Here is a 19,801-nt window from a genome sequence, read left to right as displayed (position 1 = left end):
TTAGTTCCTTGCCTTTGGCGAGTCGCAGGATTATTATACGCTGTCTAATTAAAAGTAAACGGTGTTCAATTAATGGCGAGACGCTCCGACCACACCCGCGAGGAACTGCGCGCGATGATCGTCAGCGAGGGGCATCGCCAGATGTCCGAGGTCGGCTTCGCGCGCTTCTCGGCGCGCGAGGTGGCCAAGCGGATCGGCTATTCGATCGGCACGCTGTACAATGTGTTCGGCTCGCACGATCAGCTCGTGCTGGCGATCAACGAGCAGACGCTGGCGCTGTGGCAGGCGCATCTCGCGCACCGCCTCGCCGGTGCGGAGGGCGATCGGCTGCGCGTGCTGATCGAGGCCTATTTCGAATTCGCCATCATCCACCGCCACGCCTGGACCGCGCTGTACGACCATCGCATGCCCGCCGATGTCGGCGTGCCGGACTATTACCGCGACCGCATCCGCGCGCTGACCGGCATCGTCCGCGACGAGATCGCCGCCGTGCTGCCCGAAGAGAGCGACGCCGACACCGACGCGCTGACCCGCTCGCTGCTCGCCACGGTGCACGGCCACTGCTTCTTCACCTTGAACGGCACCTTCGGCCTGCTCGGCGAAACCGCGCCGCTGGAGACCGTGCATGCCCGGGTGCGCGAGACGATCGACGCCGCGCGGGCGCGTGCCGCTGCGGCCTGAAGCGGGATGTTATTACCTTAACCCGTTCGTTTCGAGCGAAGTCGAGAAACGGCCACAGGCGCTACGCCAGGTTTCTCGACTTCGCTCGAAACGAACGGACTGAGGGCGATTCAGGCGGAGGCCATCTCGCTCCAGCGCCACGCCGGCCGCCTCACCGGCTCGACAGAATGAAGGTGTTGCCGTCGGCATCGCGGAAGCGTGCGAAGGTGCCCCAGGGCTGCTTCTCGGGCGGGCCGGTGAATTCGACCCCGCGCGCCGCGAGCTGGCGATAGCTGTGCTCGACATCGTCGCAGGCGAACGAGCCGTTGAAGAAGGTGCCGACCCGGTCCTCATGCCCCTCGGGGGTGAACAGCACGATTCCGGTCTGCGCGCCGGGGATGCCGAGCTCGATCCAGCGCTGCGCGCCGAGCGGCTGGTCGGTCATCACGCGGAAGCCCATCTTCTCGGTCCAGAAGGCTAGTGCGCGGTCCTGGTCGGTGGTCGGGATGCCGACGAACTTGAGCTGCCTGATCATGGCTGCGTCTCCTCTCGAGCCCCTTGCTACGAAGCGGCCTTGCCGCGCGGAAGGTATGCAGCCATTGCTATAGCAGATGCTGCCACCCGTCGCGCTCGATGCCTATGTGCTGGACACGCTGATGCGCGACCTGGTCGGGCATGACCGGCGCCCCGCGGCCTATCTCGTCTATCTCGCCTTGTGCGCCGAACATGCCGCCGGACGCGCGGCGCTAAGCCATGCCGCAATGGCCGAGCGCACCGGCCTGTCGAAGCGCGCGGTGCAGGATGCGCTGCGCCACCTCGCCGGCCGCTCGCTGATCGCGATCGAGCGGCACGGCCCGACCGAGGCGGCGATCGTCACGCCGCTCGCACCGTGGCGGCGTGTAGCGCGGGCGACTGAGTGATGTCCGACCGATACCTGCACGTTATTGGTAACGCTGGCAATTCCGGGCCGGAATAGAACCGAAACGCGAGCGAAGTCTGGCTTACGCCATCCTTCCGCCATGCTATGCTGGCTGCAACGCAAGGGGGCAGCATGGTCCACGCAATCTCGCCGGAACCACAGCGGTTCCGGTCGCACCGGCAGCACGCGCCGCACGGCCGGCGGCGCTAGACGATGGCGAAGCTCTCGACCGACAACCTGCTGCTGCTGCTCGGCTCGGGCATGATCCAGCCGATCATCGTCGAGCTTGCCGACGATGAGGAATTGCGCGGCGCCAGCTGGACGGTGACCAATGGCGACAAGGCGCCCTTGCCGGTCAGGCTGGTCGGGCTGAACGCCAAGTCGCGCTATGACGGCGTGCGCATCGAGATCGACAGCGATGGCAGCGCGATCCGTTTCCTGCCGGGCGACACGCCGACGCATTCGCTGATTCATGTCAGCGTCAAGGTAACGATCAAGACCAAGAGCGGGGTCCTCACCACCACGCTCGGCGCGACGGTGCGCTTTGCCGACCAATGGGGCGGCTATGCCAGGGCGATGTATCCCTATCCCGCCAATTACGAGGTGCACTGGGATAGCGATGCCGCGGGCCAGCGGGCGATCGCGCTGATGCACGAACTGATCGGCCAGATGCCCGAGGAGCTGCGTGTGGCGGCAGGGTCGATGCCGATCGTGCGGACCAAGGATGATTCCGGCGCACGCGGCACGGTGCGCGGCAAGACCGTGCCGATCTTCCAGGATGCCGTCTTCATCGCCGATGCGCTGGTGCAACAGCTCGCCGTCTTCCCGGCCGGCAGCGCCGCCGGCGACCTGCAGACGGCCGACATCGAGTTCGTCAAGGTCGTGCTGCACGAGCTCGTCCATGCCGCCACCTACCGCAAGGCATTGTGGAACGCGCACCAGCTGATCGTCCAGACGCGGCGCGACATGCGCAAGGAATCGACCTATTATCAGGTCGTGGCAGGCGTCGCGATCGGCATGGTGTTCACCATGACGGCGATCCGCAAGCTGTTGATGCCCGACGACCTGATCGGCGAATGGTCGGCGATCACCGGCTGGGAACTCGGCCCCGTCGCGGCGTCGATCATCGCGGCCGGCGATGTAGCGACCGGCAAGGTGATCTGGGACATCGGCAACTATCTGTGGCGCGTACCGGGCGAGGGACTGCTGCAGAAGAACCCGATCCGTCCCAACCTCGTTACGGGCTTTCAGCCGCTGGCGGGTTGGTTGGGCCTGCACATCGAGGGCGGCACGGTCTGGCCGCTGCTCGCGCCGTTCACCGCGGCGTCGACCGACCTGCAGGCCAAATATGACGCGGCGAACAAGGCGCTGCCGGCCGACGCGGCCGCGCGACAGAAGGAATGGGACGCCGCGCGCACGGTCTATCTCGCGAGTAAGGCCGCGCTGGAACCGGCGCTCGTCGCCGACGGCATCGTGTCGACCTACGCCGCCACCGACCCGATCGAGGAGATCCCGGAAACCGCGGTCTATCTGCTGTTCAACCGCGCGCAGCTGATCCGCGAGGGCGAATATGTGACGCTGCCGCCCGACCATCCCAAGCTCCGCGCCAAGCACAAATTCTTCGTCGATCAGGGCCTGTTCCCCGACGGGACCTTGCCGGAGATCGAGGTCGGGCGCTTCTGGCAGGGCAGCGACAAGGATCACCATCTCGATCAATGGACCGTGCAGCTGTGAGGGAGGCCGCGCTGTGAGCGACATCGGCGACGCGGTGAAGGCGGCGCGGCAGCAGGCCGCCGACATGAACGACGTGCTCGGCATGATGTCCGTGCCCGAGCAGGCCGACGGCGCGGCGATCGTCGAGCGGGCGGCACGGATCGTCTCGCAGCTCGCGATACCGTTCGACCGCCCGGCGGACGACGAGGATGCGCCGGACGCGCATGCCCGCGCCTTCGCGATGCTCGTCGCGTTCGAACGCCACGGCGCCGGGCTGGTCGCGCATGACCGCGATGCCGCCTGCGCGCCGGGCGATCTCGTCATCGGCGACGCGCTGACGATGTGGCTCGTCCAGTCGGTCGACAAGGACGGCAAGGCGACGCGGCTGATCGGCGCGGCGCCCGACGACGGCGAGGCGCTGGTCCTGCGCTGGGTGCCCGACCCGCAGCCCCGCGCCTGGACGACGCCCGAGCGACCGGCATCGCCGGCGCTCGGTGCGGCACCGGCAGCGATCCTGTCGGCGCTCGTCGGGCTGTGGGGCGAGACGCGGGCCGGCCAGCGGTCGCTCGCGCTGCCCGGGGCCTTGCTCGCCGAACTGGCGCGGCAAAAGGGCGTCACGATCGATCTCGCCGGGCTCGAGCGCGATGCCGACGGCGCCACCCTGGCGGCGTGGCTGCGGGCGCATAACGCGCACGAACCCGGCGACGGGGCGGAAGCGGCGGCGGGCGACATCTGCTGGTCCGAAAGCATCGGCGCGGTCGGGCTGGTGTTGCGTGCGACACCCGGCGCGTTCGACCTGCTGCTGCCCGGCGGTGACTCCGCGGGCCCGCTCGACGAACCCGCCGATGCGGTGCGCATCATGCGCGCCGATGCCCCGGCGGCGGACGACCTGTGGTGGCGGCCGGCCTGAGGTTCAGCGGTCCCAGTAAGGCGGGTCGCCGAACGACGCCCTGAGGCTCGCGGTCAGCGCGAGCACCTTGGCCGAGGCGCTGCGGTCGCGCGGGTAGGCGATGTGCAGCTCCGCCCCTTCCGCCGCGCATCTGATATCGACCGCCACCAGCGTGCCCGCGCCGAGCGCATCATGGACGAAGAAGGTCGGCAACAGCGTGATGCCGAGCCCGGCGAGCGCGGCGTCGCGCATCATCAGGCCGTTTTTGACGCGCAGCACCGCGCGCGGCCGCACCACGTCCCACCCTTCCGGCCCGGCGAAGCGCCAGTCGGCGTCACGGTTGGCGTAGAGGATGCCGTCATGGCCCGCCAGATCGGCCAGCGTCGCGGGCACACCGCGCCGCGCGAGGTAGCCCGGCGATGCGACGAGCAGGCGGCGGCTGGTCGAGAGCCGCTTGGCGACGAGGCGGTTGTCGCCGACCGGGCCATGGCGCAGCACCGCGTCGAAGCCGTCGGCGGCGGCATCGACGAAACGATCGTCGAGCTCGAGCGCGAGGTCGATGTCGGGATGGTCGGCGAGGAAGCGGTAGAGCGCCGGGCCGAGATGGAGCAGACCGAAGCCGACCGGCGCCGAGATGCGGAGCGGCCCGACCAAAGTGCCGCGCCGCTCGGCCATCTCGGCGGTCGCCGCGCCCGCCTCGAACAGGATGCGCTGCGCGCGGGCGAGGAAGGTGTGGCCGTCCTCGGTCAGCGACAGCTTGCGCGTCGTGCGCTGGACCAGCCGCGTGCCAAGCGCCCGCTCGAGCTCGGCAAGGCGTTCGCTGACCACCGACTTGGCGAGGCCGAGCCGCCGCGCCGCCGCGCTGATCGACCCTGCCTCGGCGGTGGCGACGAAGGCGGCAACACCGTCGAGCTTGAACATCGTTCGGATATCCCGGAAACCAGTTTCGGCCCTTGCCGGCTAGTGTGAACGATGCCGCCGCCGCATCTTCCTGTCCAGACGCCATCGCCTTTCCGATGCCGATAACAGGGAGTTACACCATGCTTCGTCCGATCGTTGCCGCCTTGCTGGGGATGCTGACTGCCGCCCCCGCGCTCGCCCAGGTCGAGCCCTTCCCGCCCGCCTTCGTCGAACAGGACATCGCCACCAACGGCACCACCATCCATGTTCGCGTCGGCGGCAGCGGGCCGGCGGTCATCCTGCTCCACGGCTATGGCGAGACCGGCGACATGTGGGCGCCGCTAGCCGCCGACCTGGCGCGTGACCACCGCGTCGTCGTGCCCGACCTGCGCGGCATGGGGCTGTCGACCAAGCCGGCCGGCGGTTACGACAAGAAGACGCAAGGGCAGGACATTGCCGGCGTGCTCGACGCGCTCAAGATCGGCAAGACCGACCTGATCACCCACGATATCGGCAACATGGTCGGCTATGCCTTCGCCGCCGAGCACCGCGACCGCGTGACGCGCTTCGTGCTGATGGACGCGCCGCTGCCCGGCATCGGGCCGTGGGAGGAAATCCTCAAGAACCCGCTGCTGTGGCACTTCCGCTTCGGCGGGCCCGACATGGAGCGGCTCGTCGCGGGGCGCGAGCGGATCTATCTCGACCGCTTCTGGAACGAGTTCTCGGCCACCCCGGCGCGGTTCAGCGAGGCGTCGCGCGAGCATTATGCCGCGCTCTATGCCCGGCCCGGCGCGATGCATGCCGGCTTCGCGCAGTTCGCCGCGTTCGACCAGGACGCGATCGACAACAAGGTCTTCCTCGCTACGGGCAAGCTCAGCATGCCGGTGCTGGCGATCGGCGGCGCCAAGTCGTTCGGCCCGACCATGGCGGCGGTGATGCGCTTCGCGGCGAGCGACGTGAGCGAGGGCGTGATCCCCGATGCCGGCCACTGGCTGATGGAGGAACAGCCCACAGCGACGGTGAAGATGGTGCGCGGCTTCCTCGACGCGAAGAAGTAGGGCGCGGGATGGGCCGGTCGCCACGGCGGCCGGCTTGTCAAAGCGCGCCGCGCGCCGCAGACCGCAACCCGACACGGGCAGGGGAGCGCGGGCGACATGCAACCACTCAGCGGGATCCGCGTGCTCGACTTCGGGCGCTACATTGCCGGGCCGTACTGCGCCGCGTTGCTCGGCGATTACGGCGCCGAGGTGATCCGGGTCGAGCGGATCGGCGGCAATGAGGACCGCTTCATCGTGCCGGTCGCCGAGGACGGATCGGGCGCGGCCTTTCTCCAGCTCAACCGCAACAAGCAGTCGCCCGCGCTGGCGCTGGGCAGCGAGGGCGGGCGCGAGATCGTCCGGCGGCTGGTCGCGACCGCCGACATCGTCGTCGCCAACATGCCGGCCGACGCGCTGGCCAAGGCCGGGCTCGACCTAACCTCGCTCGCCGCGATCAGGCCCGACATCATCCTCGTCACCGCCTCGGCGTTCGGTGACGCGGGGCCGATGGCGCACAGCGTCGGCTTCGACGCGGTGGCGCAGGCGATGTCGGGGGTAGTCGCGCTGACCGGCACCGAAGAGCAGCCGTACCGCGCGCAGGTCAACTATGTCGACTTTGCCACCGCGCTGCACGGCGCGTTCGGCGCGATGGTAGCGCTACGCGAGCGCGACCGCACCGGGCGCGGGCAGCAGGTGTCGGGCTCGCTGCTCGGCAGCGCGACCGCCATGGCCAACGTGCTGAGCATCGACCATGCGCTGACCGGGATCGCGCGCCGCCCGCTCGGCAACCGCAGCTTCGGCTCGTCGCCGACCGACCTGTTCCGCACTGCCGACGGCTGGATCATGACGCAGGTGGTCGGCAACCCGATCTTCGTCCGCTGGGCACGACTGGTCGGCGCGCCGGAACTGATCGACGACCCCCGCTTCGCCGACGACATCAGGCGCGGCGACAATGGCGACGCGCTGAGCGAAGTGATGGCGGCGTGGTGCGCGACGCGGACTACCGCCGAAGCGATGGCGGCGCTGGGCGAAGCGCGTGTGCCGGCGGGCGAGATGCTCGCGCCCGGCCAGGTGATGGCGCACCCGCAGGTCCAGGCGATGGGGTATGTCGAGCAGGTCGACTATCCCGGCACCCCCGGCCCCGCCCCGATCGTCGGCGCGCCGATATCGCTGAGCGATGCTCCGCGCGAGCCGATGCGGCGGGCGCCGCTGGTGGGGGAGCATAGCGCGGCTATCCTGGCCGGGCTTGGGTATGGTGCGGAGGAGATCGCGGCGTTCGTTGCGGCGGGGGCGGTGCAGGTTGGGTGAGCCTACTCCCCTCCCCTTCAGGGGAGGGGCTGGGGGTGGGGCAGTGCCGCGAGCGCGCGTTCTGGGATAGGCCCCACCCCAACCCCTCCCCTGAAGGGGAGGGGCTTAGAAGAAGGCGCCCCCCAACCCAATCCATGGCGAATCCCGCCGCGCTTCGGTAGAGCCACCCCATGTTGCGTTTGACCGAACTGACCCTGCCGCTCCACCACCCGCCCGAGGCGCTGCCGGCGGCGATCTGCAAGCGGTTGCGCATCACCCCGCGCGAGCTGGTCAAGCATGTCATCTCCCGGCGGGCGCATGATGCGCGCGACAAGGCCGATATCCAGCTGGTCTATTCGGTCGACGTCAATGTGAAGGACGAGGCGGCGGTGCTGGCGCGGTGCCGCAAGGACCAGCGCGTGCAGCGCACGCCCGACACGCGTTACCGCTTCGTCGGCAAGGCGCCCGAGGGGCGCAGCGGCCTGCGCCCCGTGGTGGTCGGTACCGGGCCGTGCGGGCTGTTTGCCGGGCTGATCCTCGCGCAGATGGGCTATCGCCCGATCATCCTCGATCGCGGCAAGGTGGTGCGCGAGCGGACCAAGGACACCTGGGGGCTGTGGCGGCGCAGCATACTCAACCCCGAGAGCAATGCGCAGTTCGGCGAGGGTGGCGCGGGGACCTTTTCCGACGGCAAGCTCTACAGCCGGATCAAGGATCTGCGCCATCTCGACCGCAAGGTGCTGACCGAGTTCGTCAAGGCCGGCGCGCCGGAGGAGATCCTGACCGAGGCGCATCCGCATATCGGCACCTTCCGGCTGGTGACGATGGTCGAGAGCATCCGCGCGACGATCGAGGAGCTGGGCGGCGAGTATCGCTTCGGCACGCGCGTCGATGGCGTCGACATCACGGCCGACGCCAGCGGCGCGCGGCGGATGCGCGGGCTGCACCTCAATGGCGGCGGCTATATCGAGGCCGACCGCGTCGTGCTGGCGATCGGCCATAGCGCGCGCGATACCTTTTCGATGCTTCACGAAGCGGGCGTTTATGTCGAGGCCAAGCCCTTTTCGATCGGCGTCAGGATCGAGCATCCGCAGAGCTGGATCGACCAGGCGCGGTTCGGCGCCGATGCCGGCAACGAGATTCTCGGCGCAGCGGAATATCATATCTCGCACCACTGCTCGAATGGGCGGACGGTCTACAGCTTCTGCATGTGCCCCGGCGGCACGGTGGTCGCGGCGACATCCGAAGAGGGCCGCGTCGCGACCAACGGGATGAGCCAATATTCGCGCAACGAGCGCAACGCCAATTCGGGGCTGGTCGTGGCGATCGACCCGGCGCGCGATTATCCCGGCGACCCGCTCGCCGGCATCGCCTTCCAGCGCCACTGGGAATCGCAGGCCTATGTCGCGGGCGGATCGAGCTATCGCGCGCCGGCGCAGCGGCTGGGCGACTTCCTCGCCGGGCAACCCTCGGCAACGCTGGGCAGTGTCATCCCCTCCTATCGCCCCGGCGTGCAGCCGACCGACCTCGCCATATGCCTGCCGGAGTTCGCGGTGGCGGCGATGCGCGAGGCGTTGCCGGTGTTCGGGCGGCAGATCCCCGGTTACGACCATCCCGACGTAGTGATGACCGGCGTCGAGACACGCACCTCATCACCGGTGCGCTTCACGCGCGGCGAGGATTTCCAGAGCCTCAACACGACCGGGCTGTTCCCGGCCGGCGAGGGCGCGGGCTATGCCGGCGGCATCCTGTCGGCGGCGGTCGACGGGATCAAGGTGGCGGAAGCCGTGGCGCTGAGCCTGGGGGACGCGGTGCGCCCGGCGGCGTGACGCGGCCCGGGGGCGGCGTGGGTTTCCACCTGCTCGACCTGCTTTTCCTGCTCGTACTTTTTTCGTGGCCATTCGGTTGGCGATGGCGCGGGGCATTTTCGTGTCATTGCAACGACATGGTGTGGGGGCGTGTTGGCGACGTATCTCCAACTTAACTGGTGCGGAGCAGGTAGCGCAGCAGGCGGGAACAGGTCCTGTTTCGGGCGATAGCAGGCGCGAGCAGGCGCGGCGTCGCCACGATGCTCGGGCGGCGATTTTCGCATGACGGACGATGAGAAGGAGCGGCGCGCCGGGGCGCGGGTGGCGGCTGGTAGCAGGGGGTGGCCTAGGGGTGAATCAGGGCGCGCGGTGCCGGGCGATGACCCAGGTCACAACAGGCCGGAAAGTAAACCCGATACGCTCGGAATCCGATCAGCCGATCAGGAAAAGATGCGTCGAAGCCAGGCTGCATTGGGTGAGCGCGGATCCGGGCCATAAGCGTTTCCGCCACGCTGACCCGGCAATGACAGGTATATCAGGACAAGGACGAAACCGATGATCGGAACAAGGATGGCCATCAACCAGCTGGCTGTCCTGCCCGTGTCGTGCAATCGACGGGATGCGGTCGCGAGGCACGCACCGACCGGTATCAGATCGAGCAGAATGATGGACCGGGCGAGAAGTGCCTCGGTCAAGTCGTTCGAGAAAGCCGCGTCACCGATCCAGATGTTCCACCCAATAAGGAACAACGCCGCCGACACGACCAGTACGACGAGCGTGGCGAGGGCCACCACACCGAATTCGCGCCGCGTCGCACGGCCCGCATAACCAAAGACACCTTCCAATGACGGATCGTTGAGCACGGCCACCCTCCCGCTAAGGACCGTCCCAAAAGCCGTTCAGATGGTCAAGGATGAGCGCGCAAGAAGCGGGGTCGCAGTTAAGGGGGGAGGGCCGTTACGGCTCTAAGATGGCGGCAAGATGGCGGCCAGGTCATCTGAAACCTATCTCTCGGTTAGAGGGTGCAATTGCCGCCCCGGTGGGGCGGCTGTGACGACCGGAGCAATAATGGGCGCGTGTCGGCGCCAACTTGACGCTGCCGTCGGTGCCCGCCAACATCTTATCGTGCGACGAGAAATTTCCCTATCCCCTGCCCCGGCGCGCCGGTGACAGCCGCGGCACGAAGGATCGGCCGGTTTGCCATCCAGATGGGCTCGCTGATCCTGACGCTGTACGCGTTGGCGCTGTATTGCGTCGCCCTTGGTCCGCTGGCGGGGTTCCCAATATGGTATGCCGGCAATTGGCTCACGACGATATTTCATGAAGCTGGCCATGCGCTCGCGGCGCGGGCCTGTGGCTGGCGCACCATCGTCTTCATCGCGCGCCCCTTCGGCCTGCACCTCCCCCATCGCGACATCGTGATCGTGCGACGAAAGATGGGTGTCGGGTACGGCGGATGGGTTTTGAGCGTGCCGGGGCGGCGGTCGGTCGCGACGCGGGGCCGGGAAGCGCTGTACGTCGCCGGCGGACCGGTTGCCAGCCTGTTGCTCGCTGCGGTGGTCGGGTCGGTGTCGGTCGACTGGCGCAATCAACATGGCGGGGCGGAATCCCCCGCGAACCTGATCGCGATCGCGTTTGCGCTTCAGTCGCTTCATGGCGGCATCTTCACGCTGCTGCCGAGCCACAAAGCCGGTGGATCGAGCGATGGCCAGAAGCTGTGGCAACTGCGTCGGGATGACGGAAGTTGGTTCGGCGGCCGGGCACTGCGGTGGATTGGGGCGATGCTGCTTTACCGTATTCGGTTGCGCGACCTGCCCCCGTGGATGCTCGACGCCGCGCACAGCACCTTGCCGCCGAATGACGACGCGATGGACGAGACGGCGAGAGCGCTGGCGTCGCTCGAGATCGGCATCGAACTCGATGCGGCGTCGGACGATGTCGGGCAGGCGCGACGGATGATCGACGCCTATCGCGCGCGCTACGGCGCTTCCGAGTGGCTGAACTCGGTCGATGCCTTTTGCGCCGCCACCTGGGAAGCCGACCCGACGCGGGCGCGCGCCGCCTTGTGGTGCGGACCGCGCACCGAGGAATTGCGCGCGATGGTGATGGCGGCGGAAGCGGCGGTGGCCGCGCGCGAAGGCGATGCCGAAACGGCCCGCTCGCGGCTGAGCGCGATGCGGCAGGCGGTGAAGGCAGATTCGCCGTTCCATAACGCGACCTTTCGGGACATCGGCCGACGTATCGAGGCGATGTTGACCTGAGCAGTGGCGAAGGCAGGAATTTTGCGATGATGTTGGAGACGGTCGGCATTGACGACCGTCCATCGATCGGGGGAGCGCGTGGGGATGAAACGATGGTTGATCTTGTCGTCACTGGGGCTGGTGGCACTGGCCTGTCAGTCAGCCTGTGCCGCGCCCGACCGAACCCTGGCGCAGGCACGGGCGGGCGTCGTTGCCCATGCCGCCGAGACGGACACGCGCGACGGCCCGGCCGAAAAGCCGCCGGCGGGGGTGCTCAACCTCGTCAAATATGCGGCACCGCTGGGCGCCATGGCGGCCTATGTGACGCCCGACCCTGGCGATGGACGGCGGCATCCGGCGATCATCTGGATCACCGGTGGCGACAGCGCGAGCATCGGCGATGTGTGGCGACCCAGACCGGCGGACAATGATCAGTCGGCACGGGCATTCCGCGCGGCGGGCATCGTGACGATGTACCCGTCGCTGCGCGGCGGCAACGACAATCCCGGCCACCGCGAAGGTTTCTACGGCGAGGTCAACGACATATTGGCGGCGGCCGACTATCTGGCGCAGCTGCCCTGGGTCGACCCGAACCGCATCTATCTGGGCGGCCACAGCACCGGCGGCACGCTGACCCTGCTCGTCGCGGAATATGCGCCGCGCTTTCGGGCGGTATTCAGCTTCGGCCCGGTGGCCGATGCGCGCCAATATGGCGGTGACTTCCTGCCCGAGGGGCTGAAAGACCCAACCGAATTGCGGCTGCGTTCGCCGGCCTATTGGCTGTCGTCGATCCACACGCCGGTCTTCGTGCTGGAGGGCACGGAGCGGCCGTCGAACGCCGACGTCGTCGACCAGCTGCGCCGATTGTCGTCCAATCCGCTGGCGCACTTCCAGCTGATCCCCGGCGCGAGCCATTTCAGCGTGCTGGCACCGGGGACGGCGCTGATCGCGCGCAAGATCCTCGCCGACACCGGTGCCGCGCCAAACATCGCGTTCAGCGACACCGAACTGACGGCGCTGATGCGCGCGCCGTGAGATTGTCGAAGGCCGGCGGGCTGATCGGCGAGCCCGCGCGGCGCGATTTTCCCCGACCATGGCGGCGGTGAGCGAGCGTCGGCGCGGCTAAAGCAGGATGTGACTAGTTTGAATCATATCCTGCTCTAAAATCTTTTGTTGTCGCGGGATTTGTTGCGAAAAACCGGTTCACACTTTTTCACATCCCGCTCTCGTCAGCGCCGCAACGGGTGGCCGATCCGCTCCATCGCCCGATATGCGGCACCAGCCCCGTTATTTCGCAGCGTCAGGCCATGGCCGAACAGGCTTCGTCTCACCCGGTTGAATTGGCCCGACATGGGCGAGCACTTGCGCATAATGAGGATCGGCGGGCGCGTATCGCTTGATCCCGCGCGCGAAACGACCGCCGTCGCGGCTCTCCAGCACGAGGGTAAGCACGCCAGCCGCGTCGATCGTCGCGCTGCCGATATAGCGATCAGCCGGCGCGATGGTGGCTGACGGGGCAATACTCTGACAGGCCCCAAGCGGGCATAGCAGCAGGAGCGACACCGACACGCCAGCGGGTCTGCCTGCCTTGGCAGGGCTGCAAGATCTTTTCCCCGTCACGCCGGGCCGATAACCAGAACATGCCATCTGCCATGATCCTTTTCGAGGACTGTGGCACCTGTCGCCAGAAATTGCGAGGCGGTGCACCATCCCGCGTTCGCGCCGGGTGGCGCGGCCAGCGCAACCGAAAATGCCCGCCAATGACAGATCGTTGCGCACCGACCCTCCGACCCCGGACATTCCAAAAGCCGATCGGATGGTCACGAATGACCGCGCCGCTTCGGTGATAATACTTAATTGCCGTCAACCGTAAATTTTTGGCAGCACACGCCCAGGTTAGGGGAAAGGTCGCATTGTGTCTCAAACAACCAAAAAAAATAGTGAGAGTCCGAAGACTCGCATTGAGAGCATATATGTCGATCTAACCGATCCCATTGCGGATCATATCGCTGGGTCGACAACGATCAACCAGGTGATGAGCGAGGCAATACGGGGCATCATCACCATAACACAGCTAAGGATTTGGGCCTTGGAACTTGAGCGCGAAGGTTTTATCGAATTGGCGGAGGAAATATTCGCCCGGATCGGGGATTATTGACCATATGTCACGGGTGTCGGACTATCTTCGGCTTCGCGCACAAGACGAGGCGCTCATCGCGGACCGTGAAGCGTCCGATTATATGAAAGCGCTGCGACAGACGCTGTCCCATCTCTATGGGGACTATGCCATTCTTCACGACGCGCAGAATTTGGCGACGAGAAGTGACCGCGTCGCGGTACAAAGCAAGCCGGCGCCGGGCGATTCATTGCTGGGCGTGTTGCCCGCGGAAACATCCGAAGCACCGGCCCAGCCCAACCTTGGCGCCTTGGCCTCGAGCAGCCGCATCGGCACGCCCCCCGCTCCCTTCAGGAACTGGAACCAGTAGGTTCGCCGCACCGGATGCCGCGCCTGTTTTTCGGCGATGATCGGCGCGGTGGCTTCCTCGGGAGGCGGTGCAAAGCGGCTATGGCGGCCGTGCGCGACCTCGGCCGTCTCGGCGCGTAAGAGGCCGGCGAGAGGAGCGCGAGCAGCACTGCGCACGTCGTGCCTGGCTTCGCGGCAATTTCTCCCGGCGGCATTGCATCGCACCGCGCCCTTTTCCCGAAGGCGCCCCGCCAGGATATTCGCCGCGCGAGGCCGCCGCAAGCACGCCAGGCCGAAGCATCCGCCTTGACTCATATCGATAAACGATACATATCGTTTATCGATAAATGAGGGTCGCATGCAGGATCGGGTACTGGGATTCGCCAATGGATTGGTGCGCGCCGCCAATGCGTTGAACTGGCTGGCAGGGGTCGGCTTCGTCGTCGCGATCCCCCTGTCGTTCGTGTTCGGCGAAGCGCTCGCGGCGCAGCTTTCGTTCAAATATCATGGGCGCAACGTGGCCGAGACGATGCTGGTGCTGCGTATCATGGCGGTGCTGGGCATCGTCGCCGCGATCGCGCTGCGCCAGCTGTTCACGCGGCTGCTGGCGATCGTCGCGACGGTGCAGGCGGGCGACCCGTTCGTCGCGGCCAATGCCGACCGGCTGCAGCGGATCGGCTGGGCGCTGCTGGCGCTGCAACTGATCGATCTCGCGCTGGGCGCGGTGGCGCTGGTGCTCGACCGGCTGGGCGCGGACCATGCGACATGGATGCCGTCGCTGGCCGGGTGGATCGCGGTGGTGATGATGTTCGTGCTCGCCCGCGTGTTCCGCGTCGGCGCGGCGATGCGCGACGATCTGGCGATGACCGTCTGATGCCCGTAACCGTAACGCTCGACGGCGTGCTGGCGGCACGCGGCATGACGCTGACCGAATTGTCGCAGGCGGTGGACATCACCATGGCCAATCTGTCGATCCTCAAGACCGGCAAGGCGCGCGCGATCCGCTTCTCGACGCTCGAGGCGCTGTGTCGCGTGCTCGACTGCCAGCCGGGCGACATCCTGACCTTTACCGACGAAGGGGAAAGCGCGTGATCAAGGCGTTCTTCAGCAACTGGGCCGGCGCGTTTCGCGATAGCTGGGGCGCGGCGCGCGCGCTGCCGATCCTGCTGGTGCTGATGATCGGCATCGAGGGCGCGCAGCATGTCGTCGAGCTGCAGCTCGGCTTTTTCTCGCCCGATGCGGCGGTGCGCAAGGCGGCGTCGCTGCAACCGGTGCGGATGGCGTTCGGCTGGCCCAAGATGCTCATTCTCTATGCCGTCGGCTTCGTCGCGACGCGCTGGTTCGTCACGCGCGATGCGCGGACGGCGCTGCGCCCGTCGGGGATGGCGCTGCGGCGCTACCTCGGGGTCGTGCTGTTCCAGCTGATCCCGGCGGTGGGGACGATCTATGCCGGGCCGATCGCCGCATGGCTGGGGCGTGGACCTGACGCGGTAGCGACGATCCGCGCGGTGTGTGGGCTCAGCCAGTTGCTGCTCGAGCCGCTGCTGCTGCTGTGGTTCGTCAATGCGGCGATGGGCATGACGAGCTATGGCCCGCTCGCCTCGGCCCGGACGGTGCGCTGGTTCTACCCTTTCGCGTTGCTGCTGATCTTCGTGACGCGCATGCCGGTCGCGTTGCTGCACAATGGGTTCAACCGCTGGGCGCCCGGGCATTCGCTGGCGCTGCAAGGCGCGATGCTGGCATGCGATGCGCTGGTCGTCGGGGCGCTCGCGCTGGTCGTGCCGGCGATCCAGGTGCGCATCGCGCGCCACATCGCCGAGCGTCGCGGAGTGGCGTTGCTCGACGATGCGGTGGCGGCGCGAACCGCTGCCGTAGCTCAGCCGGCCTGAGGAAAGCCGAGCCGCGCCGCCGCTGCGACCAGCGCCGCCTCGCGCTGCGGCATGATTCCCGCCACGGCGGCATGATAGGCCGCGACGATCTCGGCACCGGCCTTGTCGGGCGTGCCGCCAGCAAAGGGCGGCTGGGGATCATATTCGAGGCCGAGCTGGAGCGTGCGGGCGACGCCCTCACCGCTGGCGGCGGCGATCAGCGTGAGCGCGAAATCGATGCCGGCGGTGACGCCGCCGCCGGTGACGCGGTTGCGATCGACCACGGTGCGCGCCTTGACCGGCTCGGCGCCGAACAAGGCGAGATGATGGTGCCACGCCCAGTGCGTTGTCGCGCGATAACCCTTGAGCAGGCCGGCGGCGCCGAGGATCAGCGAGCCGGTGCACACGCTCGTCACCCAGGCCGCGTCGGCGCCGATGCGCCGCACCCAGGCCATGGCGACGGCGTCGTCCATCACGTCCGACACGCCGATACCGCCGGGGATGCACAGGATGTCGGCGGCCTCGACCGCGTCGAAGGTCGCGGTGGGGACGATCGCGAAGCCGGCGTCGGTCGGCACGGGCTGACGGTCCTTCCACACCAGATCCATCGTCGCGCCGGGCATGCGCGAGAGGAACTGGGCGGGGCCGGTCAGGTCGAGCTGGGTGAGTCCGGGGAAGAGCAGGAAGGCGATCCGGGTCATGGCGGGTCCTTTGAAGAAGCGATGAGCCACCGATAAGGCGTCGGGGGCTTGGCATAAATGTAAAATTAGTGTATATTTCTGCCATGACACACCGCGTCGCTTTTGCCGTATTCGACGGGTTTCAACTGCTCGATGCGACGGGGCCGGCGAGCGTCTATGGCAGCGCCAACGATGCGCTCACCGGCGTCTACGATGCCGGCACGGCGGTACGGGGCGATGCCGCTTATGAAGTGGTGATGGCCGCGACGCGTGGCGGGCCGGTGACGAGCAGTTGCGGCGTGGCGGTGATCACGACGGCGATCGGCGATCTCGACCCGACCAGCCTCGACAGCCTGTTCGTCGTCGGCGGCGAGGCCGGGGGGCTGCTGCGCGCCGGCGAGGACGCGGCGCTGCGCGACTGGACGCGGGCGGTGAATGGCACCGCGCGCCGCATGGGATCGATCTGTTCGGGCAGCCTGTTGCTGGCCGAATGGAGGCTGATCGGCACGCGCCGCGTCGCGACGCATTGGGGCGCGGTGCCACATCTGCGCCGACAATGGCCCGCGCTCGCGCTCGATAGCGAGGCGATCTTCGTCGAGGACGGGGCGCTGTGGACTTCGGCCGGGGTGACGACGGGGATCGACATGACGCTGGCGATGGTCGAGCGCGACCATGGCGCAGGCGTAGCGCGCGCGGTGGCGCAGCGGCTCGTGCTCAGCGTGCGCCGCCCTGGCTGGCAATCGCAGTTCAGCCCGATGCTGGCGGCGCAGGCCAGCCGCGACGACCGCTATGCCGACCTGATCGCATGGATCGCCGCGCAGCTCGACCAGCCGCTGCCGGTCGACAGCCTCGCCGCGCGCGCCGGCGAGACGTTGCGCAGCTTCCACCGCAACTTCACGGCGGCGACGGGCGACACGCCGGCGCGCTTCATCAACCGCGCGCGGATCGACCGCGCGCGGGCGCTGCTCGAGGAAGGGCGATCGCTGAAGCAGGTGGCGGGGCTGACCGGCTTTGCCAATGCCGCGCGCTTGTCAGCCGCCTTCGCGCGCGAACTCGGGCTTAGCGCGAGCAGTTATCGGACGGTGCATGGCCGGCGTGGCGGTAACCTCTCACCGCGGCCCTAGCCCATTACCGCCTGCCCGCTCACCGTACCCGGCAGCGCGCATTGCCGAGGCGGCGATAGGCAGCGTGGAATTTCGGCATGCTTTCCGATCGCCCGCCGAAATCATGCCCGTCACCGAGCCATAATTCGAAGCTGGGGGCGGCGTCTTCGGTCAGCAGGTCGTTGTAGATTTCGATGTTCTTCTGCGCGTCGCCCCATTTGCCATGGCCGCGCAGCGTATCGTCACCGCCGGCATGGCGGGCGAGGAAGCGGAACAGCACGCTGCCGCAATTGCCGCGATCGTCCACGCTGACCCCACAGAAATCTCGGCCGCACGATGCGATGTCGATCGTCTTGTAGAGGCGGCCGCGCACGGTGAAGACGGGGCGGTCTTCCGCGACGGTCCAGCGTCCGAAATAAGGCGACGCCGCTGCGGGTGCCGCGTCGCCGCGCGCCGGGCCGGACAACGCCGCCGCGCCCAGCACGACCAGCAGGAACATCGACAAGCGGACGCAGGCGTGGGAAAAGGCCGGCATGTTATTCTCCTCGCGGGAAACGGTTGGCGCCAACGACCCGGTCAGGCTTGTTATCGTTGCGCTGGCCTTAACAGCCGTTCTGGCGTTTGTAACGTACACCGCAGCGCGGGGCATGGCGGCGGCCTTTGCGCATGACGATTTTCCCGAAGGTCTGGCGGTCAAGGTCGAGCTGCTGCCGCTGGTCTTTCCGCTCCACATGATCACCGGCGCGCTCGCGCTGCTGCTGCTTCCGTTGGTCATCGCGCTGCGGCGGTGGCCGCGCTGGCACCGACGTGTCGGGCGGATCGCGGCGCTCGATGTGCTGGTCGCCGGGGCGACGGCCTTTCCGGTGGCATGGGTGGCGCCGGTCACCTTGTGGTCGGCGGCGGGCTTCACCGCACAGGCGGTGACGTGGCTCGCGCTGCTGGCGTTGGGCATTCACAATATCCGCCACGGCCGGGTCGCGGCGCACCGGGCTTGCATGCTGCTGATGGTTGCCACCACATCCGGCGCGGTGTTCTTCCGCATTTTTCTGGCGTTGTGGGCGATGTTGGGCACGGCGCGCTGGTTCGAGCGTTTTTATGCCGCCGATGCCTGGGCCGCGTGGTTGTTGCCGCTGGTGGCGACCGCGCTGCTGCTGCGGGGTACGGCGCGCGCGCACTCGGGCTGAGCGCGCGCTTGTCGAACGGCGTCGGCGGCGGCGCGAGCGGTAGAGCAGCGACGCCGCTGCCTCAATGATCCGGCACGGCGGGTGGTGACGCGGTGACCTTTCCAGTCCAGAAGAAACCGTCATAGTCCATGTCCGGCTTCTCGTGCGGAAAGGTGCGCAGCGAGACGAACGGCGCCCTGTGCAGATCGGTCAGATCCCGCGTCGGGTGATTGCCACACTCGATGGCATCGCCAGGAATCGGCTTGCCGGCTTCCAGCGCCACACCCTGCTTCAGCTGGCAATTCCACAGCGTCCCTCCGGCACTCCGCATGTTGAGCGAGACCACCGCCTCGGGCGGCGCGAGCTGCATGACCATCGGGCTGAAGGTGACGCCCCCGCGATCGACCGGTCGCTTGCGGGCGTGGAGGTTGCCGACCAGAACGAGAATATGATCATAGGGTTGGGCGCTCGCCGCGTCGCGAATGTTTTCGGCTTGCGCCGCCTCATGCGGCCCCTGCCCCGGCAGCGCGCCAAATCGCGCACGTTGCGCATCGTCGCGCGCACCGTTGAAGGCGACGATCCGGATCGCGCCGCCCTGTTCCTTCAGCGCGTGCAGGCGCACCAGCAGCGCGAGCATCGCCGTGCTGGCGACGCCGTCATTGCGCCCCGCCCAGCCCGCCTTTTGCAGCGCGGCGGCAAACTGTTCGTGCGGCAAATGCCACGCTGCCTGGAAGGCGGCGTCGTTGGTCGAACCATGCTCGACCGCGACGAGAAGCCTTTCGCCGCGCGCCGCCAGCGCACAGGCGATCGTACCGACAAAGGCGGGTGATTCCGTCGATCCGTGCATTTCCCCGAAGACCACATAGCGCGGCTTGCGGCGCTCGACCTGCGCCCAACTCGCCGGCAGGACGCAGTCGGACCCCGCCGCTTGCTGACGAGAGTCTTGGGCGGCGCCGACAATGTGAGCCTGCGTGGCGGGCGCATTCTGTGCCCAGGTCGCCGCCACGGCGACGACCATGCCGATCGGCAGGACGGCGATGAAAAGAGCTTTCAGCACAGGCAGCCCCCTT

General features: G+C 67.7%; 22 protein-coding genes. 14 read left to right on the top strand and 8 right to left on the bottom strand.

The features are described from left to right. The first annotated feature begins 72 nt into the window (after positions 1-72). A complete protein-coding gene (locus tag U1839_RS01015) occupies positions 73-681 on the top strand; it encodes a TetR/AcrR family transcriptional regulator (RefSeq protein WP_332801811.1) in 609 nt (202 codons plus the stop codon). Between the two features lie 151 nt (positions 682-832). Here the strand turns inward: U1839_RS01015 and U1839_RS01010 are convergent, their stop codons facing one another. Further along, entirely contained in the window at positions 833-1,195 is a 363-nt protein-coding gene (locus tag U1839_RS01010) for a VOC family protein (protein ID WP_332801810.1), read from the bottom strand. A gap of 76 nt (positions 1,196-1,271) precedes the next feature. Here U1839_RS01010 and U1839_RS01005 point away from each other — a divergent pair, with 76 nt between their 5' ends. The 3 genes from U1839_RS01005 to U1839_RS00995 all read left to right on the top strand — a co-directional run bounded on the left by U1839_RS01005 (position 1,272) and on the right by U1839_RS00995 (position 4,202). After that, positions 1,272-1,580: a hypothetical protein gene (locus U1839_RS01005; RefSeq protein ID WP_332801809.1), complete on the top strand. Its 309-nt coding sequence runs from the start codon at positions 1,272-1,274 to the stop codon at positions 1,578-1,580. Between the two features lie 212 nt (positions 1,581-1,792). After that, positions 1,793-3,313, top strand: coding sequence for a hypothetical protein (locus tag U1839_RS01000; protein WP_332801808.1), 1,521 nt, complete (start codon positions 1,793-1,795; stop codon positions 3,311-3,313). A gap of 13 nt (positions 3,314-3,326) precedes the next feature. After that, entirely contained in the window at positions 3,327-4,202 is an 876-nt protein-coding gene (locus U1839_RS00995) for a BRCT domain-containing protein (protein WP_332801807.1), read from the top strand. 3 nt (positions 4,203-4,205) lie between these two features. Here U1839_RS00995 and U1839_RS00990 read toward each other — a convergent pair whose 3' ends face one another. Beyond that, complete coding sequence (locus tag U1839_RS00990) at positions 4,206-5,102, bottom strand: LysR family transcriptional regulator (protein ID WP_332801806.1); 897 nt, start codon at positions 5,100-5,102, stop codon at positions 4,206-4,208. A 119-nt stretch (positions 5,103-5,221) separates the two neighbouring features. Between U1839_RS00990 and U1839_RS00985 the strand changes: the two genes are divergently transcribed. The 3 genes from U1839_RS00985 to U1839_RS00975 all read left to right on the top strand — a co-directional run bounded on the left by U1839_RS00985 (position 5,222) and on the right by U1839_RS00975 (position 9,234). Next, positions 5,222-6,139 carry an alpha/beta fold hydrolase gene (locus U1839_RS00985; RefSeq protein WP_332801805.1) on the top strand — a complete coding sequence of 306 codons (918 nt, stop codon included), beginning with the start codon at positions 5,222-5,224 and terminating at the stop codon, positions 6,137-6,139. A 96-nt stretch (positions 6,140-6,235) separates the two neighbouring features. Continuing rightward, positions 6,236-7,426, top strand: coding sequence for a CaiB/BaiF CoA transferase family protein (locus U1839_RS00980; protein ID WP_332801804.1), 1,191 nt, complete (start codon positions 6,236-6,238; stop codon positions 7,424-7,426). 170 nt (positions 7,427-7,596) lie between these two features. Continuing rightward, positions 7,597-9,234, top strand: coding sequence for an NAD(P)/FAD-dependent oxidoreductase (locus U1839_RS00975; protein WP_332801803.1), 1,638 nt, complete (start codon positions 7,597-7,599; stop codon positions 9,232-9,234). Positions 9,235-9,653: 419 nt separating this feature from the next. On the opposite strand, the gene U1839_RS00970 is transcribed toward U1839_RS00975, so the two are convergent. Further along, positions 9,654-10,076: a DUF805 domain-containing protein gene (locus U1839_RS00970; RefSeq protein ID WP_332801802.1), complete on the bottom strand. Its 423-nt coding sequence runs from the start codon at positions 10,074-10,076 to the stop codon at positions 9,654-9,656. Between the two features lie 345 nt (positions 10,077-10,421). On the opposite strand from U1839_RS00970, the gene U1839_RS00965 reads away from it, so the two are divergent. Both U1839_RS00965 and U1839_RS00960 read left to right on the top strand, forming a co-directional pair. Beyond that, complete coding sequence (locus U1839_RS00965) at positions 10,422-11,474, top strand: M50 family metallopeptidase (protein ID WP_332801801.1); 1,053 nt, start codon at positions 10,422-10,424, stop codon at positions 11,472-11,474. An 84-nt stretch (positions 11,475-11,558) separates the two neighbouring features. Continuing rightward, positions 11,559-12,488 (top strand): alpha/beta hydrolase family protein, encoded by a 930-nt coding sequence (locus U1839_RS00960; protein WP_332801800.1) that lies wholly within the window; start codon positions 11,559-11,561, stop codon positions 12,486-12,488. Between the two features lie 252 nt (positions 12,489-12,740). On the opposite strand, the gene U1839_RS00955 is transcribed toward U1839_RS00960, so the two are convergent. Next, positions 12,741-13,022 carry a hypothetical protein gene (locus tag U1839_RS00955; protein WP_332801799.1) on the bottom strand — a complete coding sequence of 94 codons (282 nt, stop codon included), beginning with the start codon at positions 13,020-13,022 and terminating at the stop codon, positions 12,741-12,743. A gap of 724 nt (positions 13,023-13,746) precedes the next feature. Continuing rightward, positions 13,747-14,094 (bottom strand): hypothetical protein, encoded by a 348-nt coding sequence (locus U1839_RS00950; RefSeq protein ID WP_332801798.1) that lies wholly within the window; start codon positions 14,092-14,094, stop codon positions 13,747-13,749. Between the two features lie 181 nt (positions 14,095-14,275). On the opposite strand from U1839_RS00950, the gene U1839_RS00945 reads away from it, so the two are divergent. From U1839_RS00945 to U1839_RS00935, 3 genes are read left to right on the top strand one after another with little or no spacing between them, the layout of a single operon-like run. Next, positions 14,276-14,791, top strand: coding sequence for a DUF2975 domain-containing protein (locus U1839_RS00945; RefSeq protein ID WP_332801797.1), 516 nt, complete (start codon positions 14,276-14,278; stop codon positions 14,789-14,791). Next, positions 14,791-15,009 carry a helix-turn-helix domain-containing protein gene (locus tag U1839_RS00940; RefSeq protein WP_281128317.1) on the top strand — a complete coding sequence of 73 codons (219 nt, stop codon included), beginning with the start codon at positions 14,791-14,793 and terminating at the stop codon, positions 15,007-15,009. The genes U1839_RS00945 and U1839_RS00940 overlap by 1 nt, the downstream gene beginning before the upstream one ends. Next, on the top strand, positions 15,006-15,806 hold the full coding sequence (locus tag U1839_RS00935) for a hypothetical protein (RefSeq protein ID WP_332801796.1): 801 nt from the start codon (positions 15,006-15,008) through the stop codon (positions 15,804-15,806). The genes U1839_RS00940 and U1839_RS00935 overlap by 4 nt, the downstream gene beginning before the upstream one ends. Here the strand turns inward: U1839_RS00935 and U1839_RS00930 are convergent. Then, positions 15,794-16,486 carry a DJ-1/PfpI family protein gene (locus U1839_RS00930; protein ID WP_332801795.1) on the bottom strand — a complete coding sequence of 231 codons (693 nt, stop codon included), beginning with the start codon at positions 16,484-16,486 and terminating at the stop codon, positions 15,794-15,796. The two genes, U1839_RS00935 and U1839_RS00930, sit on opposite strands and share 13 nt — an antisense overlap. Positions 16,487-16,569: 83 nt before the next feature. Between U1839_RS00930 and U1839_RS00925 the strand changes: the two genes are divergently transcribed. Next, positions 16,570-17,589 (top strand): GlxA family transcriptional regulator, encoded by a 1,020-nt coding sequence (locus U1839_RS00925; RefSeq protein WP_332801794.1) that lies wholly within the window; start codon positions 16,570-16,572, stop codon positions 17,587-17,589. Positions 17,590-17,608: 19 nt separating this feature from the next. On the opposite strand, the gene U1839_RS00920 is transcribed toward U1839_RS00925, so the two are convergent. After that, positions 17,609-18,103, bottom strand: coding sequence for a hypothetical protein (locus tag U1839_RS00920; RefSeq protein ID WP_332801793.1), 495 nt, complete (start codon positions 18,101-18,103; stop codon positions 17,609-17,611). Between the two features lie 112 nt (positions 18,104-18,215). Here U1839_RS00920 and U1839_RS00915 point away from each other — a divergent pair, with 112 nt between their 5' ends. Beyond that, positions 18,216-18,752: a DUF2306 domain-containing protein gene (locus U1839_RS00915; RefSeq protein ID WP_332801792.1), complete on the top strand. Its 537-nt coding sequence runs from the start codon at positions 18,216-18,218 to the stop codon at positions 18,750-18,752. Between the two features lie 61 nt (positions 18,753-18,813). Here the strand turns inward: U1839_RS00915 and U1839_RS00910 are convergent, their stop codons facing one another. Next, positions 18,814-19,788 (bottom strand): hypothetical protein, encoded by a 975-nt coding sequence (locus tag U1839_RS00910; RefSeq protein WP_332801791.1) that lies wholly within the window; start codon positions 19,786-19,788, stop codon positions 18,814-18,816. Positions 19,789-19,801 lie beyond the last annotated feature (13 nt).

This window comes from Parasphingomonas halimpatiens, assembly GCF_036663795.1.
In the GTDB taxonomy this organism is placed as follows: Bacteria; Pseudomonadota; Alphaproteobacteria; order Sphingomonadales; family Sphingomonadaceae; genus Sphingomonas.
This window is presented reverse-complemented; position numbering and strand designations above follow the sequence as displayed.

Excerpts from the sequence above, each read along its gene's own strand:
- U1839_RS01015 (WP_332801811.1), top strand. The coding sequence starts at position 73 with ATGGCGAGACGCTCCGACCACACCCGCGAGGAACTGCGCGCGATGATC.
- U1839_RS01010 (WP_332801810.1), bottom strand. The coding sequence starts at position 1,195 with ATGATCAGGCAGCTCAAGTTCGTCGGCATCCCGACCACCGACCAGGAC.
- U1839_RS01005 (WP_332801809.1), top strand. The coding sequence starts at position 1,272 with ATGCTGCCACCCGTCGCGCTCGATGCCTATGTGCTGGACACGCTGATG.
- U1839_RS01000 (WP_332801808.1), top strand. The coding sequence starts at position 1,793 with ATGGCGAAGCTCTCGACCGACAACCTGCTGCTGCTGCTCGGCTCGGGC.
- U1839_RS00990 (WP_332801806.1), bottom strand. The coding sequence starts at position 5,102 with ATGTTCAAGCTCGACGGTGTTGCCGCCTTCGTCGCCACCGCCGAGGCA.
- U1839_RS00985 (WP_332801805.1), top strand. The coding sequence starts at position 5,222 with ATGCTTCGTCCGATCGTTGCCGCCTTGCTGGGGATGCTGACTGCCGCC.
- U1839_RS00980 (WP_332801804.1), top strand. The coding sequence starts at position 6,236 with ATGCAACCACTCAGCGGGATCCGCGTGCTCGACTTCGGGCGCTACATT.
- U1839_RS00975 (WP_332801803.1), top strand. The coding sequence starts at position 7,597 with ATGTTGCGTTTGACCGAACTGACCCTGCCGCTCCACCACCCGCCCGAG.
- U1839_RS00965 (WP_332801801.1), top strand. The coding sequence starts at position 10,422 with ATGGGCTCGCTGATCCTGACGCTGTACGCGTTGGCGCTGTATTGCGTC.
- U1839_RS00960 (WP_332801800.1), top strand. The coding sequence starts at position 11,559 with ATGAAACGATGGTTGATCTTGTCGTCACTGGGGCTGGTGGCACTGGCC.
- U1839_RS00945 (WP_332801797.1), top strand. The coding sequence starts at position 14,276 with ATGCAGGATCGGGTACTGGGATTCGCCAATGGATTGGTGCGCGCCGCC.
- U1839_RS00940 (WP_281128317.1), top strand. The coding sequence starts at position 14,791 with ATGCCCGTAACCGTAACGCTCGACGGCGTGCTGGCGGCACGCGGCATG.
- U1839_RS00930 (WP_332801795.1), bottom strand. The coding sequence starts at position 16,486 with ATGACCCGGATCGCCTTCCTGCTCTTCCCCGGACTCACCCAGCTCGAC.
- U1839_RS00925 (WP_332801794.1), top strand. The coding sequence starts at position 16,570 with ATGACACACCGCGTCGCTTTTGCCGTATTCGACGGGTTTCAACTGCTC.
- U1839_RS00920 (WP_332801793.1), bottom strand. The coding sequence starts at position 18,103 with ATGCCGGCCTTTTCCCACGCCTGCGTCCGCTTGTCGATGTTCCTGCTG.
- U1839_RS00915 (WP_332801792.1), top strand. The coding sequence starts at position 18,216 with ATGGCGGCGGCCTTTGCGCATGACGATTTTCCCGAAGGTCTGGCGGTC.